This is a genomic window from Sphingorhabdus rigui (genome assembly GCF_014196595.1).
Classification (GTDB): Bacteria; Pseudomonadota; Alphaproteobacteria; order Sphingomonadales; family Sphingomonadaceae; genus Sphingorhabdus_B; species Sphingorhabdus_B rigui.
In genome coordinates, this window is record NZ_JACIEA010000004.1 from 23105 (window position 1) to 39155 (window position 16051).

A 16051-nucleotide genomic window follows, 5' to 3' on the forward strand; every position below is an offset into this window, starting at 1 on the left:
CAGAAAAAGAGGTTATAGGGCCATGTTTTTTCCGTCGTTGATCAAATCAATTCGTAAAAACGATAGAGTTTTGGAAGTGGGTCCTGGCATGACCCCTCACCCCCGATCAGACACGCTGCTCGAATATGAGTTTTCACAAGCTGAGCTAGTTAGGCAGCGAGGTGGCGCCGATGCAAGCAATGCCCTTAAGGACCCTCGTTTAGTTTTCTACAATGGAGAATCCTTTCCTTTTGATGACAATACATTTGATTACGTTATTGCGTCCCATGTCATAGAACACGTGCCGAACCCGGAAAAATTCATCCGCGAAGTTTTTAGGGTTGGTGGCGGTCGTGGCTACATCGAATTTCCGCTTCCCTCGTATGAGTTAATGTTTGATTTTGACGTCCACTTAAATTTTGTTTGGTATGATGAGGTTCAAAACTCACTAAATTATGTAAGCAAGAATGACACTGGTATCGAAATGTTTTCGACCATCACCGCTATGAATCGTGACAGTTTGAGAAGCGGATGGGATGACATTGTTAGAAATAATCTTAAGAATTATGCTCAGGGGATCGAATTTCACGAGCCATTTGCTGTGAATCGGCAAAGCAATTTTTCGGGCCTAGATCTAAAATGGACTGCTAGCGGGGTTAGTTTTGAACGGCGCGCAGTTAGATACGTCGAGAGAGTTTTTCGTAGGTTTAAACAATGATTGTTATTGCTCTTATTCCGGATGATTGGGCGGCTAAAGGGCTCTCCAGAAACGCCGTTCCGATGGCGGCTGATACGCAGCGTTACGGCTATTGCTGCTTTCATACCATAAGGAGGGTGGCAGCTTGATCGCTTTTCACGCCCAAGGCGGTCTGGGGAACCAGCTATTCCAGTATGCAGCAGCACGGCGCCTGGCGTTGCTGCACCGGGCCGAACTAGTTGTTGACCCCTATTGGTTTGACAATTGTCGACCCAATGAAACGCCAAGGCCAATGGAATTACAAAAATTTGCGGTCGACATGCGAATGGCATCCCTTGCGGAGCAGCAGCAGTGGCGTTTTTACCGGAGCCGCTTCGGACACTTGGTTCAGCCATTTTTGCCATTAAAGCTATTCCGCGAAAATGGATATGGGGTTAATCTGTCGGTTATGGGTGCCCCTATTAACAGTTATTTGTATGGCTTTTGGCAGAGCGAGGACTATTTTCGAGATATCCGACCACAGCTTCTGACAGAACTTGTCCCCTCAATCAGTCCATCCGACGCCGATCTTGAGGTTTTAGAGCTGATCAGCCAGTCCAACGCAGTATCGGTGCACGTCCGGCGCGGTGACTATGTTTCGCTCCAATCCGCGTCAACTTACCACGGAACATGCTCCCTAGATTATTACCAAAAAGCGCTGGAGCATGTCGTGGGCCGAATAGCAGACCCCGTTTTTTTCGTATTTTCCGACGATCCTGACTGGACATCTGAAAATCTTCGTTTTCCTCACACTACGCATTACGTACGTCACAATAACGCCGATTCAGCGTTTCAAGATCTTCGGCTTATGTCGAAATGTAAATATCATATTATTGCTAATAGTAGCTTCAGCTGGTGGGGTGCTTGGCTATCGGACCAAAGCGACAACCTAGTTGTTGCGCCCGACAACTGGTTCGCCGGCGGGAGACCTACCCCCGACCTACTACCCGCTGACTGGATACGAATATAGAATGGTAAACGATCCAACGGATATGAATGAGCGCCGGCTTTTGCCTTCTGTAGATGTTATCATCCCGGTGTTTAACCGCTCAGCGGAGCTTGCTCGTGCTCTCAACTCGTTAGCATGCCAATCGGATCCGTGTTTCGGTGTTATCGTATGTGACGATGGCTCAAGCGAAGATATTTCTGCGGTCACGCAGCAATTTAGTGACCGTCTTAACCTAGAGCTAATACGCATCGAAAATTCGGGAGGGCCTGCCCGTCCCCGCAATCAGGGGGTCGCGAGATCTCAAGCGATTTGGGTCAGCTTTCTCGACTCCGACGACTGGTGGTTCCCGGATCGCATGGCACTTATCCGCGAAGCACTGCGAAGCGAATACGACTTGGTGTATCATCAACTGCAAGAAGTACGGCCTGAACACAATACTCTGAATCGAAAGAGCAAAAGTGGAATAATCGGCAGCGCTCTGCACGGTTCGGATCCGCTACTCCAAATGGTGCGATCGGGTAATCCTATTCCGACGTCGGCTTGCATTGTTCGGCGTAAATCATTGATTGATATCGGGGGCTTTGACGAAAGCAGTGATCTAGCCTCGGTTGAGGATTTTGATGCGTGGCTTCGGATATGCATGGCCGGCGCGAGGCTTAAGTTTATACCAACTCGGCTAGGAGCCTACTGGATCGGTGACGATCAGATCAGTACATTTAATGAAAAACAAATGAAAAAGCAGGAAAATCTTTTTAAGAAACAACTTGAGCTGTTGCCGCAGCGTTACAAAAATACAGCTGAAAGTAATTTCAACTATCTTCTCGGCAGCTACGCTGCTGCAATTCGTCTGCCAAACGCGCGTCAGTATTTTGCGGGGGTCTCGCTTTGGCTGGAGCCGACCAGGTGGTTTAAGGCGCAAGCCAAAATATTGCGCACCATATGGCAGGCGAGGACCTAGTGCATCAGCCGCAAAACATATTGTTATGCTGCGAACAATATCCGCCTAGCATTGGTGGCGTTCAAGAGGTGATGCGTCAAATAGCAGAGCGACTGGCGGCTATGGGGCATCAGGTCACGGTCGCAACAAGCCAACATCCTGATCGGGCCTTTGACGTAATACGGAATGGTGTCCGAGTTGTTAGCTTCGATATAAGCGGAAACGCGGTGAAGGGGATGACTGGAGACATAGGAAAGTATCAGAAGTTTTTACGCGAGTCAGATTTTGATGCCATTTTGATAAAGGCTGCGCAGCAATGGTCTTTTGATGCTTGCGTAAACGTCCTTAATGATTTGCGTGCCCGAAAAACTTTTATACCCTGCGGTTTCTCCGCATTGCACGATCCCAAATATACTGAATATTATGCAGAGATGCCGAATTGGCTGAAAAAGTTCGATGCTTTGATATTTTATTCAAACACATACCACGATATTCAATTCGCTAGGCAGCATGGCTTGGACCAATTGCATGTGGTGCCCAATGGCGTAGATGAGCGCGAATTTTTCAGTGACAATGTGCCTGCAGCAGGCGCTGGATTAGGTCTGCCAAATGACACCATGTTGCTGTTAACCGTGGGTACGTTAATTATTCCAAAGGGGCATTGGGAGGTCATTAAGGCCTACCGGCGCGCAATAATTGACAGGCCAAGCTGTTTGGTAATCAACGGAAACCGGCCCAGGGAATTTTTACTTCGAAAGATCGTTCGGTCTATACGCGACGCAGCAAGAGGCTATCTCCCACTGTCAATTACTATTAAATTTTTCAATATGATGGCTACGATAGGAGCTCAGCAGAAGTCGATAAAACTGGTGGACCTAGAACGCGGACAGCTAGTGTCGTTGTATAGAGAAGCCGATCTGTTTGTTTTTGGATCGCATGTAGAATATTCTCCGTTGGTTTTGTTCGAGTCAGCCGCTGCAGGCACCCCGTTTATTTCTAACGACGTTGGCAACGCCAAGGAAATTGCCGATTGGACCGGATTAGGAACCGTAGTGTGTGGAGAAACACGCGTTGAAATGGACGTGGTCGCAGTCGATGATACTCTGCTGGCACGGCAGCTTGAGAACGCATGCAATTCACTGACCAAGATACCAATGGATGAAATGTTCCAGCGCTTTACTGACAGCGGTTTGACGTGGGCACAGATAGCTACAAAGTATTGGGTTATAATGAAAGGCTCGTCAGTTGCATAAGCCCTACCAAAACTTCGACGGGTTACATGACCGCCATCCGACAGAAGCTACAATTAATCGGACGTTTAGCAAACTTTTTATTGTGCATGGATTGTTTACCGCAATCACTCTGTGGGTAGCACTTCAACAGGCAGCTAATTTCGAACAAGCTTTGGCTAGAGGGATGTTTATACCTGATGTAGTCAATATGACCAAAACGTTCGATAACCTGTGGAGATTATATGGGATATCTCCATATGACCCGACTTTTCCAGGTGTAAGTTTTATTTATGGATGGACTTGGCTATTTGATCCGTCACTTTCATGGTTTGTTAATAATTTATTAATGCTATTATCTGGATTTATATTTTTAAAATATTTATCCCCTAGAATGGAGATAAGTAGCTGGTCAGTATTTTTTGTGTACCTCAATCCATATGTAGTTTTAGCTTCTGTTGGTCCTAATAAAGAAATACCTCTTACACTTATTTCTCTAATTTGGATTTCAATATTGATTAGCCCTCATAAACTAAAATGGCCATTGGCATTTTTGTTGTCATTTTTTGCCTATTTTGTGCGTGACGGATTTGGTTTCATTCTTCTCATGACAACAGTTTTTTGTCTAATTTGGGGTAATGCGAGCCGCAGAGTTCCTATTTCGATGCTTGCATTTGGAGCATTCGTCTCCACTACTTTTGGAATTTTAGTAGATTACTCTGATACATTGGCCCGAAATCTTGCGGTGACAGAAAGCGGTTTTGATCAGGGGACCGCAATTGGGTCGCTTGCCGCAGGGTTGAGCCTCAATCCTTCAAGCACAGTCGGTGGATTTGTATTATATTTTATTCGGATAATTTACAATGCTTTAGTTCTGGGCATTTTCCCTAATTTCATTACAAATTATGGATACTGGAATATTTTGGGTTTTTCATACTGGATTTCAGGTATTTTTATAATAATTTCAATTTTTTCTTCTTCAATTTTATTTGTTTGGAATAAAATTGATCTGCGTTACGGCGGGCCAATTTTTCTGTTTTTTTTAACATGCTTATTTTCAGTTTCAGTATCACAATTTGTTCAGCCCAGATACTTAATGCCAGCAATACCACTTGGTTTGTGCGCTACATTGTGTTTGCCGGCTCGAATGCGAAGGCGGCTCTTTGCAGCTACGCTTGTACTTATCATATCGGTGATAATGCTCTATGGACTTGCCGGACGGACACAGGGCGCAGAAGCTATAGAGCAAATCGAAAAGCCCGCTTTTGTCTGGTTTGATTAACTTGACCACGATTAGGGTAGAATCTAATGGAAGAAAGAGCACGCATTTTTACTATTATATTCTGCGTCAACAGCACCTCCGTATTTTTACACGCTGCAATTGAGAGTATTCTGTCTCAAACTCACTCATCATTTTTATTTCTTATATCAGCCAACGCCTGTTCCGATGACTTGATAGTTGAGTTAGAAAAATATGCGCAACATGATAAAAGGGTTCGCATCATCCGCTCGGAAGTTCCCCAGCTTTCCTATAACCTTAATTTACTCATGGATCACGCCCGAACGGAATGGGTTATTCGCATGGATGCCGATGATATTAGCGAACTCCACCGCCTTGAGCGCGTCTCGCAGTATATTTCTGATAATCCAGAAGTAGATGTTTGGGGCTCTTGGGCTACTATTATTGACGATAACGGAGCAGAAACAGGTGCATTTACTCCGCACACATCGACGAAAGCAATTATGCGGGCGTTTCCCTATAGCAACCAAATATGCCATCCGACGGTTGCTTTTCGGCGGTCGTTTTGGAGGCAAATGCGCGGGTACCTCGGGGGGATGGTTTCTGAAGACTATGACCTGTGGCTAAGAGCATTAAATGCAGGAGTAGAAGTTAGGAATATTCCTGAGCCACTGTTGCGCTATCGTGTACACGGTAGTCAGGCAAGTGGGACGAGACGTGGCTATGCCGAAGTTGTGGGTCATTGGGTCCGCGAATTCTTGATTAGGCCAAACTTGTTTAATTTTACCGGCTTAATAGTTTCTGGCGCAAAAGCAGTAACAAAGTCGATAACACTTAAGCATAAAAATTGACTGGCTCGAAAATGCCCTCATACGCTCTATTTTCCCGGGATGCTCGTACCCACAGATTGTTCAGGGGAAGCTGGTTGACTGCGATTGATACAATCGGCGGCACGGCAGTTTCGGAATGTCGCGGCTTTGGTTGGTCTGCGCTGATCCGCTACATTTATCGGTTTTACTGTCGACGCAACTGTCACCGCTTAATATTCGGTACCTCTGAAGTCCTATTAACCATAGGTTTGGGCAGATCGAATGATGTGTTGATTTTCACTGGTCTCGGACGCTTGTTGCAAGCAGGAGGTGCTGTTTCCAAGCTAGTGCGTATAGCTTTGCGGCTATGTTATCGCGGCCAGAGTATAATCTCGTTAAACTCCGACGACCAACGCTATCTTTCTGAATTATTTTCAACTCAAGCGCACCTGATCAATGGGGAGGGCTATCAGTTTTCGGGGCACATTTTGTCAGCAAGGCCCAGAAGGCCCTTGCGTATCGCTTACGTAGGGCGCTTGTTGAAATCAAAAGCAGTAGATCAATTAATAAGTGCGGTTGCGGGCCTTAATGGTTGCCGGTTAACGCTGATTGGAGATATCGATTTTGGAAATAGTGACGGCATCGATTCGACATGGCTTGGCGAGCAAATTATAAGCTCAGGAGGGCGCATAGAACATGTGGGTTTTATTCAAGATGTACGGTCAGTGTTACACGATATCGACGTAGTAGTGTCCATGTCCATCCGAGAGGGTTTGCCGTTTGCGGTGTTGGATGCCATGGACACCGGCTGCTTAGCAGTTCTTAGCCCGGTGCCAGGCCATTTAGCTTTTGAGGGCATGGATGGTATTATTTTTACTGAAACAGCAATGCTATCGTCTGTATTGCAAACCATCATCGACTCACCTGAGAAATATTTTCGATTTAACCCCAACTTTCGCAAAGACGCATGCCGGGAGAGGTTTGGATATTCTCATATTGCCACATCGATAGAGACTATTTTGAGGCAATTGGTAATGTGCGAAGATTTGAAAAATTTTGACGCCTATGAGCAGCAAACATGACCAGAAAACTATTACTTATTGAACTAAACGAGCTCAATTTCGACGTAGTGAAAAAATACGTTCGTGCACAGCCGGATCTGTTTCCAACATTTCAGCGAATATTTTCATGGCAGAGCCGGCAAACTAGCTCGGAGAATGAGTACAACCATTTAGAACCGTGGATTCAATGGGTTTCAGCTCATACTGGTAAAACTTACAAGGAGCATGGCGTTTTTAGACTGGGAGATATCGTAAAGAGTGACCATCTTCAAATCTTTGAACACGTAGAATCTGCTGGATATACCGTCGGCGCAATTTCACCGATGAATACGAAAAATAACTTAGTTAATCCAAGATATTTCATTCCCGACCCCTGGACAGAAACGCCTGCCGATAAATCATGGTGGCATTCCAAAATTTCAGGTGCCATTTCGCAGGCCGTCAACGATAACGCGTCGGCGCGCCTCGGCTTTGCCACATTGGTAATTCTACTATTTGCACTTATGAAGTTTGCAAGATTAAGTAACTATATAAATTATATAGGTTTTTTTGTAAAATCAGTCTCAAAATCTTGGTATAAGTCATTATTTTTAGATCTGTTCTTGTCGGATCTAAATTTGCATTTGATGAAGAAACATAATCCTGACTTTGCGGTTGTTTTTTTCAATGCAGGCGCGCACATTCAGCACCACTATTTCCATAACTCGCCACATGCAAATTCAGACGGGTTTTCTAACCCAGGATGGTATTGCCACAGCACGCACGACCCCGTGAAGGATATGGTTGCAGCATACGAAAGCATATTGTCTGACGCTCTCAAAAACACTGATCGTGAAATTATTATTGCCACAGGCCTAACTCAACGGCCGTATAAGCAGAGTAAATTCTATTATCGCTTAAACGATCACGATCATTTTTTGAGACTTTTGGGGCAGCCGTTCGTTAGTGTCACGCCCCTAATGACACGTGATTTTGTTGTGCATGTTGGTTATGATCCCAAAGCCGTAGACCGTATGGCCGATTCATTATCACAGATAATGGTAGATGATGGAACGCCATTATTTAATGAAGTGGAAAAAAGAGCAGATAGCCTGTTCGTTTCACTAACCTATCCAAAAGAAATAATCCAAGACACCTATATAATATTAAATAAGGAAAAGATTTTTTTATATGACATGGTTTCTTTTGTTGCCGTAAAAAATGGCATGCACGATAGCTTAGGATTTTCATACTTTACTGAAGAAATCGCCAAATTTGCACCTGCAGATAGAGCGCATGTGTCTAATCTTTACAATTGCGTCTCTACGTACTTCGAGATACAGGATAGGATGGTTAAAAAAGGCAGTTTGCAATAGTTGAACGCTTATGACGTGACCCCCAACTATCATCCAGTTACGATTAGAGCCTCAGCGCTGTTGAGCTTGACCCCAACTTTGGTCCAGTCTTTATGAGAAAGACCGGTTCTTTTTGCATCAGGGCAGGCATGAATCACATTTAGCCTGTGCGTCGGCCAAGCTCAAGAACCAGTTTGCATTCAGGCATTCTGCCCGGACACGGCCATGATAGCTCTCAACGAACGCATTGTCCGTGGACTTGCCAGGGCGGCTGAAGTCCAGCGCGACACCATGCTGATAGGCCCACAGATCAAGGTCCTTCGATATGAACTCGGGATGAACTCGGGACCATTATTCTGATCCGCTGTGGGCGGCCATATTGCCCTGCAATACGCTCAAGCGCATTGACAACATCACTCCCCTTGTAACTGTGCCGGACATCCAGTGCAGGCGATAGCCGAGGAAGTTATCAACAATGGATAAAACTCTGACCTTGCGGCCATCGAACAGCTGATCGGACAGAAAGTCCATTGACCAGCATTCATTGGGTGCAGTTGGCTGTACGCGGTCCTCGCGCAGTTTCGCTTTCACTTTCCGCTTCGGCGTCTTGTTGCGAAGTTGCAGGCCCAACTCCCGGTATATCCGACGCGCTCGCTTGTGATTTATTTGCCAACCCTCCCGCTGCAGCAACACGTGGATACGCCGATAGCCATAGCGTACCCGCGTTGCCGCCAACTCATTTATCTGCATTTGGAGACTGGCCTGATCGGGACGGCGAGACTTATAACGAATGGTTGCCCTGCTTGAAGGGAACGCATCAAAGGCCTGCCGCACACTGACCCCGTAACTGGACTGCAAATAGCCAACCAGTTCACGGGCCCGATCAGGCTTTACAGCTTTCGTTTGATGACATCCTGCAGCATCTCCTTGTCCAGACTGAGGTTCGCCACCAATCGCTTGAGACGAACATTCTCTTCCTGCTTCAATATGAACGCTATTTGCTGTTCGCTGAACCTACTCTTCTTCATGCCAAAATTTCCTGGCTGAAAAATGCCAAACCTAACCGAGATTTTTCTCACAAAATGGACCAATTTGAAGGGATCCGGTCAATGATCAACCCAGCTTGGTATCATTTCGCCCAACGCTGACATAATTGAACCCTGCGGCCTGCGCTTCTTCCGGACGATAGATGTTGCGCAGGTCGACCAGAACGTCGCCCGCCATCGCGGCATGGAGCTTTTTGAGATCCAACGCGCGATAGGCGTCCCACTCCGTGATTAGCGCCACGGCATGCGCGTCTTGCGCTGCGCTGTACGCGCTGTCGGCCATTACCACGTCGGGCAAGATCTTTGCGGCTTCTTCCATGCCTTCGGGATCATGGGCGTGCACGATGGCACCGGCATCCAATAGCGTCTGGACAATCGCAATCGACGGGGCATCGCGCATATCGTCGGTATTGGGTTTGAACGTCAGGCCAAGCAAACCGATTTTCATGCCGCGCACATCACCGCCCAAGGCATTGATGATCTTGCGGCCCATGGCGCGCTTTCGAAGGTCGTTGGCCTGAACGACCGCTTCCACCACACGAACAGGTGTTTCATTGTCCTGTGCGGTCTTGAGCAACGCCAGCGTGTCTTTTGGAAAGCAGCTGCCGCCATAGCCCGGCCCCGCATGCAGGAACTTTGGCCCAATGCGGTTATCCAAGCCAATGCCGCGCGAGACGTCTTGCACATCAGCACCCAGTTTCTCGCACAAATCCGCCATTTCGTTGATGAAAGTGATCTTCGTCGCGAGAAATGCGTTTGCAGCATATTTGATCAGCTCCGACGAACGGCGGCTGGTGAACAGCAATGGCGATTCATTCAGGAACAAGGGACGGTAAATCGCACGCATGACATCGCGGGCCCATTCGACATCGCTGCCCACAACAATGCGGTCGGGGCGTTTGAAGTCGCCAATGGCTGCGCCTTCGCGCAGGAATTCCGGGTTTGAAACAACGGCAAATTCAAGGTCAGGGCTGGTTTGCCGAATGATGCGCTCAACCTCGTCGCCGGTGCCCACAGGAACCGTGGACTTCGTCACAACAACCGTGCCGGGATCAATTGCACGCGCCAGCTCTTCGGCTGCGGCATAGACATAGCTCAAGTCCGCATGGCCATCGCCGCGGCGTGACGGTGTGCCAACGGCGATGAAGATCGCACCGCACCCTTTGACCGATTGCATGACATCGGTTGAAAAGCTCAAACGCCCGGCATCGACATTGGTCTTAACCAAAGCATCAAGGCCCGGTTCGTAAATCGGCATGATATTGGCGTTCAGGCGCGATATCTTGCCCTCATCCTTGTCGACGCAGACAACTTCATGCCCGAAATCTGCAAAACATGCGCCAGATACAAGGCCAACATAGCCCGAACCGATCATTGCGATTTTCATTACGATACCCTTTTGGAGGCCGTGTCCGATGAGATTTCTCGATTCATTTTATGTCCAGCTACAATGGTAAACAAGTAAAGAACAAAACCAAGAAGCAACACAACTAATGGATCTGCCAACTGAAGCCTTGAAAATATAATTGGGAAAGCAACAAGAGCGTAATAAATTTTTCGTCCATACGTCCAACCAATTGAGCGATCTAGGTAGTTGTGAAGGTGGTTGTGATCGGCAGAAAATGGATGTCGACCGTGAAATATGCGAAGGACAAATAACCGAGCCATATCTAGCACCGGGATCATAAACATGGTGACCACGTCAATCGTATGAAGGCCTATATTCGATTGGTGAATCCATATTGTCGCGAGCCCTACAAAGGCGCCAATACCATATGTACCCGCGTCACCGAGGAAAAGCCTGCCGCCCAAATTGGCGCCGAGAGCGATAAACAGGCCAATGGCCAAAGACACAATAGCCAGCGTTAAGGGATGCCATCCGTAAGATAAGAGTGCCAGTAACCATATAATCGCAACCCCAGCGACAAGACCATTTCGTCCGTCAGCCATGTTAACCGCATTCTGAAAGGCCAGCAGGCAAAAAACTGAGAAGGGTATCGCGAGCAAGCCTAATTCAATCTTGAGTCCAACACCCTGAAGGTCGAGGGCAGAGACAACAAACTCTGGCCTAATCGAAATGGCCGCGCCAAAAATGCCTGAGCAAATAATCAGTCTAACTAGTGCAGGAATGTGACGCCGGTCGTCAAAAAACCCCACTATCAGAGAAGCAAGGGTCGCAAATGCGAGCGCTAAGTAAGGCGCAGCGTGCGTAGATGATATGCCCTCTTGGAACAACTGCAGCAGGAGGATGGCTATGACCGGCGGAAGTGCCACAAGGCCGCCGACAAGCGGCGTCGGTGCCGCGTGGCACTTATGCTCCTGGGATCCTGGATGATCAACGACACCCAGGCGCAGTGCAATATTTTTACAAAAAACAACAATAAGTGCGGAGTATAAGAGCCCCAGGCCGAGCGCTACATACATTATCATTCCGTCACTCAACATATGAGACTACCACTAAATTGAAAAATACTACGATATACCATAAAAATATCTGCTTTCTTATAGAAAGCATTTCACATATTTATAAAGGAAGAGCTCTATATTAAATTCGATCCAAAATTCAATTCGTTTTTGTTAGCGTTAATTCTGTGATCTTTAACGGTGAACTCAACTGCCCTTCGGATCCAAGGGCACTCAACTCAACTCGCACTAGGTTACAGTTTTCTGGTACCTCGACCGACAGTTGCACTAACTTTGAGTTTGCAGTGGCGGGCACGAAGCGATCTACGATAAGCTGAGGTCCATTCTGGGCTGCGCAGTAAACACTCCAGCGAAGTGACGCGGGCGGAGAGCCTGGCTCATAAATCGATCTATGCCCCAACACATATGTCGAAGATGAAATGACGGCTACGTTCCGCGACGCTATCAAGCCCCGCGCTGTGGGCGCCACCGTCACATCGATTGTGCCGTCACCAGAGACGCTGGCCGAAATATCGTCTGACTGGCCTAGGGTCCAAGACAGCGGCTGCCACTTCGGATCGAGATTAACGCCGCCAGGAGCGAAAGCACGAAATGCGCCTACGTCAACATTCAGCGCGACAAGAGAGAATAATTTCCACGCATCGCCCGCCACACCTGATTGGAGCATACGGTAGATGATGCGCGCATTACTGACGGCATATTCATCGCCGCTAAGCCTTGACGCTATAGGCGCCACTAGGTCGCGATATTGGTCAACTTCAACCCGCTGTGACGCCATATCCAAAAAAGGCGCGCTCCACCTCGTCGCTGGGGTTAAATAGGGTCGTATCGCAGCCCTGACTTCGGGATAGGCAACTGCCGATACAAGTACGGGCAGAAAGGTCGCCTGCATTGCGGGGTGTACAGACAGAAGGGCATTATAGTGACTGACCGCGCCCTTCACGTCATCTGCCCCGCTTTTCTGTTCGATCATCCACAACTGGCTAAGCGCATCGCGGCGGGAAACAGTGTCGGCAGAAGCCATGAGGGCATTTGCCAATCCGGATTGACCAATAGAAGCCGCCCGAAGCCCATAGAAAGACAGGAGGCTGGCATTTAATGGGCGGTTGACTAGAGATGCCCGCGCCGCACCAGCGTCTTGGCTTGAAATTATAAACTGCGGGTTTGTTTTCAGTTCCGAGGCAAAGGCATTTACGGCGGCTAGGCCGTCCGACGGATCCGCTGAATAGGCAGCTTTTGGGTCAGCTTCCCGCAAATAGGATTTTACGGCATTCTGGCCGGAATAGGCTCCGCAAACCAACAGCAGGGCGGCGCCTGCAAGGCGGCTCGCGCTCAGCAGAAGCCCCGACCCCATTTAGCCGCGCGCCTCATCTTCTTCACCGTAACGCTGGCCGTAGCCGTAGCCGTAGCCGTAGCCGTAGCCGTAGCCGTAGCCCTTCGCGTCGCCGCCAACCTTTGTTAAGACGATGCCAAAGATGTGCCCATTCACCTGGCGAATGCGCTGGATAGATGCCTTGACGCCGCGAACGGCGGCGCCTCCAGCCTGCACGACATAGACTACGCCCTCAACTGACTTAGAAATAAGCGGCGCATCCGTCATGCCCAAAACCGGCGGGCTGTCAATTAAGATGTGGTCGAATTGACCGAGGCCTTCTTTCACAAATTGAGAGAGCCGGTCGCCACTCAAAAGCTCCGCCGCGCTTGGCGGGACAGGACCGGCTGCAATGATGCTCACATTTTTGAGGCTTGTCTCTTGCACAATGTGGGACCAGTCATTCTCGCCCGCCAGATAGTTGCTGAAGCCCACCTCGTTCGACCCCTCAACCATCGCGTGGATTGACGGCGAGCGTAAGTCGGCGTCGACCAAGAGCACACGCTTCCCAGTCCGGCCAATGATCTGTGCGAGCGCCAAGGACGTCGACGACTTTCCTTCCGCCGGCCGCGTACTCACAACCGCAAAGGACCTGGGTAGGCCGTGGTTGGTCGCAAATGCGAGACTTGAGCGGATAGAGAAATAGGCGTCGAAGATGTGTGACTTGGGGTCTCGCAATTCCTCGTACAGATTTCCGTCCGCGACGGCAGGCGTCATCCCGAGGAGTGGGACGCCCAGAAGCGGCTCCACCTGCGATGGCTCACGGATGCCCTCGTCGATTTGCTCAAGGGCAAAGACGGTCGCGGCAGCCAGGCCGATGCCGAGGAGCAAAGCAATCGCTAAATTGATTGGCATCTTAGGCGACGATGGTCTGTCGGGAACAATTGCCGGTTCAACAATTGCAATGTTATTTACGCCGACTGATCCCGCGACACCAATTTCCTTGTAGCGCTGCAAAAGGGCGTCATAGAGCTGGCGGTTCGTGTCCGCCTCTCGCTGGTATATGTTATACTGAATATTGGCCCTGTTTTGCCGGTCCATGTCGCCCTTCAGCTGGTCGACCTTTGCCTTGAGTTCGCTTTCGCGCTTCTGGGCCTCTCGATACTCACGCGTGCGTGCCGCACTTATGCGCGAAGTCTCGCGCGCAATCGCGGCGTCGATGGAGCGAATTTGCTCAGCATATTGCTTGACGGCAGGGAACTCCGGCTCAAACTGGACACTAAGCTTTGCATACTCGGCCGCGGCGGATGCACGCTGTTGGCGCAAGCCGGCAAGCGTCGCGCTTGAAGTCGCCTCTGCAGTCGTGTCGCCGCCACCGCCAGCCCTTGCCTGCGCTTCGATACGTGCGGCAGTTGCCGCGTTGAGCGCTTGCGACAATTGCTCGAGGCTTGCGCCAACAAGCGTGCGGTTACCGAGTGTCCGGCCGTCGCCATCGCGTATTTGATCTAGGTTAACGATATCCGCATTTGAGCCATAGAGGATGACGGCACGCTCACTCTGGCCAACCTTGTCCTGAAGAGAGGTCAGCCGCTCCTCCAAAAATTTACGGGCGTCCGCAGTCGACGCAAACTGGCGATCCATGCTGAGCGCAATAAAGGACGAGGCCCACTTATTCGCAATGGCTGCAGAAAGTTCTGGGCTTCTGCTGGTATAGGACGCGTCGACGAGTTTAGATCCACGAATAGGCGAAATAGCAATATTCTGCAGTAGCAACCCGACCACAAGGCGCTTGTGTCCGCCTCTCAATTGGGCCTCAGACTTGCCCGGCACCTTCTTCGTAATGATATCAGCGTCGAGACCGTGCGCCTCAAGAAAGGCGCCACTCTTGTATAGGCCAAGCTCGGAGGCGACCCGCTCAGCGAGGGGCCGTGTCTTAAGCAGGGCGTATTGCGTCGCATAAAACTCCACATCCTGCGACGAAGTCTGGGCATCCAAGCCCTCAACTTTGGTGACCTGCTTTTGCTGGCGGTCAATCTGGACCTGCACCTTGGCCGTGTAGAGTGGCGCCATGAGGAGCGTTGCGACAACGCCAATCACCAATGTGCCCGCAATGATACCCGTCACCAGCCAGCGCCAGCGCAGCGCCGTGTGCCAATATTGCAGCAGGATCGGCGGAAGCAGCCCTCGCGAATTTTGAGCAGCCTGCTGCTCAATCATGTTGGCGGACGCATTTACGACTTCATTCATGTAGGAGCCCAATTTAAATCTTAATTATTGCTGTTGAGTAGGTAGATTACCGGCGCCAGCAGTGGAGACGCAGCCAAGAAATCTTTCCAGATTTTGCGGCCCTGGGAATCTCCAACCATTACAACGTCACTCGCGTAAATTTCAGGGTCGGGGTAATTCCCCTTTTGAATTGCCTTGACATTGTAGAGGGCGGCATAGTCTTTCCCGCCAACGGTCCGGAAGACCGCGACTGATCCCCGAGACGAAATGTCAGTCCAGCCCTCGGCCGACGCAATTGCCGTCATGAGCGTCATCTTGCCGACAATGGGATACACGCCAGGCTTCTTCACCTCTCCGCCAATGGTGACCGTCTGGCTCACAATTTCCTTGAGATTCACTGTGACTTGGGGGTTCTTAATGAATCGGCCGCGGAACAAATCTTGCAGGGCGACGCTCACCTCTCCAGGCGTCTTACCAGCGACTTCGACCGTGCCAACAAGGGGGAAGGTTATGCGGCCGCTGGCGTCAACTTGGACTTCCTTGTCGCTCAATTCCGCGCTGCCGAACACGTCGATAGTCAGCTTGTCAAATGGCCCCACACGATAGGGGCGCTCAGAGGCCTGCAAGTCAGCCAAGCTGGGCGCCGGCAATTCATCGGCACTGACCATTTGAAGGCCCGCACGCGGCTCATCATCCGCCGCCGAGGCGTGGACGGAAAGTACAAGGAGAGCGAGGCCAATACCGAGAGACTTTAAGATCTGCATGCCGA

13 protein-coding genes and 1 pseudogene are annotated in these 16051 nt (G+C 49.5%); 8 read left to right on the forward strand and 6 right to left on the reverse strand.

The genetic code is table 11. The features are described 5' to 3' along the window. Window positions 1–22 precede the first annotated feature (22 nt). From GGR91_RS11130 to GGR91_RS11165, 8 genes are all read left to right on the forward strand, one after another. Window positions 23–697, forward strand: a complete 675-nt coding sequence (locus GGR91_RS11130) for a class I SAM-dependent methyltransferase (RefSeq protein ID WP_183942298.1) — start codon at window positions 23–25, stop codon at window positions 695–697. Window positions 698–821: 124 nt separating this feature from the next. Next, on the forward strand, window positions 822–1685 hold the full coding sequence (locus GGR91_RS11135; protein WP_183942299.1) for an alpha-1,2-fucosyltransferase: 864 nt from the start codon (window positions 822–824) through the stop codon (window positions 1683–1685). 1 nt (window position 1686) lies between these two features. Next, complete coding sequence (locus GGR91_RS11140) at window positions 1687–2622, forward strand: glycosyltransferase family 2 protein (protein WP_183942300.1); 936 nt, start codon at window positions 1687–1689, stop codon at window positions 2620–2622. Then, window positions 2604–3854, forward strand: coding sequence for a glycosyltransferase family 4 protein (locus GGR91_RS11145; protein WP_183942301.1), 1251 nt, complete (start codon window positions 2604–2606; stop codon window positions 3852–3854). Before GGR91_RS11140 ends, GGR91_RS11145 begins: the two co-directional genes overlap by 19 nt. Continuing rightward, window positions 3847–5112: a hypothetical protein gene (locus GGR91_RS11150; protein WP_183942302.1), complete on the forward strand. Its 1266-nt coding sequence runs from the start codon at window positions 3847–3849 to the stop codon at window positions 5110–5112. Before GGR91_RS11145 ends, GGR91_RS11150 begins: the two co-directional genes overlap by 8 nt. Window positions 5113–5138: 26 nt before the next feature. Next, window positions 5139–5921 (forward strand): glycosyltransferase, encoded by a 783-nt coding sequence (locus GGR91_RS11155; protein WP_183942303.1) that lies wholly within the window; start codon window positions 5139–5141, stop codon window positions 5919–5921. Between the two features lie 74 nt (window positions 5922–5995). Next, window positions 5996–6961 carry a glycosyltransferase gene (locus GGR91_RS11160; RefSeq protein WP_183942304.1) on the forward strand — a complete coding sequence of 322 codons (966 nt, stop codon included), beginning with the start codon at window positions 5996–5998 and terminating at the stop codon, window positions 6959–6961. Next, the gene (locus GGR91_RS11165; RefSeq protein ID WP_183942305.1) at window positions 6958–8295 is read left to right on the forward strand and encodes a hypothetical protein; all 1338 of its coding nucleotides are present in this window, start codon (window positions 6958–6960) and stop codon (window positions 8293–8295) included. Before GGR91_RS11160 ends, GGR91_RS11165 begins: the two co-directional genes overlap by 4 nt. Before the next feature lie 132 nt (window positions 8296–8427). On the opposite strand, the pseudogene GGR91_RS11675 reads toward GGR91_RS11165, so the two are convergent. The 6 genes and pseudogenes from GGR91_RS11675 to GGR91_RS11195 all read right to left on the reverse strand — a co-directional run. After that, window positions 8428–9302 (reverse strand): annotated as a pseudogene (locus tag GGR91_RS11675) (IS3 family transposase); the annotation flags it as partial. Between the two features lie 85 nt (window positions 9303–9387). Continuing rightward, complete coding sequence (locus GGR91_RS11175) at window positions 9388–10707, reverse strand: UDP-glucose dehydrogenase family protein (RefSeq protein ID WP_183942306.1); 1320 nt, start codon at window positions 10705–10707, stop codon at window positions 9388–9390. Then, the gene (locus tag GGR91_RS11180; RefSeq protein WP_183942307.1) at window positions 10707–11744 is read right to left on the reverse strand and encodes a glycosyltransferase family 4 protein; all 1038 of its coding nucleotides are present in this window, start codon (window positions 11742–11744) and stop codon (window positions 10707–10709) included. The genes GGR91_RS11175 and GGR91_RS11180 overlap by 1 nt, the downstream gene beginning before the upstream one ends. Before the next feature lie 139 nt (window positions 11745–11883). Next, window positions 11884–13098, reverse strand: a complete 1215-nt coding sequence (locus tag GGR91_RS11185) for a hypothetical protein (RefSeq protein ID WP_183942308.1) — start codon at window positions 13096–13098, stop codon at window positions 11884–11886. Continuing rightward, the gene (locus tag GGR91_RS11190) at window positions 13099–15303 is read right to left on the reverse strand and encodes a GumC family protein (protein ID WP_246337193.1); all 2205 of its coding nucleotides are present in this window, start codon (window positions 15301–15303) and stop codon (window positions 13099–13101) included. A gap of 20 nt (window positions 15304–15323) precedes the next feature. Next, window positions 15324–16046 (reverse strand): polysaccharide biosynthesis/export family protein, encoded by a 723-nt coding sequence (locus GGR91_RS11195; protein WP_183942309.1) that lies wholly within the window; start codon window positions 16044–16046, stop codon window positions 15324–15326. Window positions 16047–16051 lie beyond the last annotated feature (5 nt).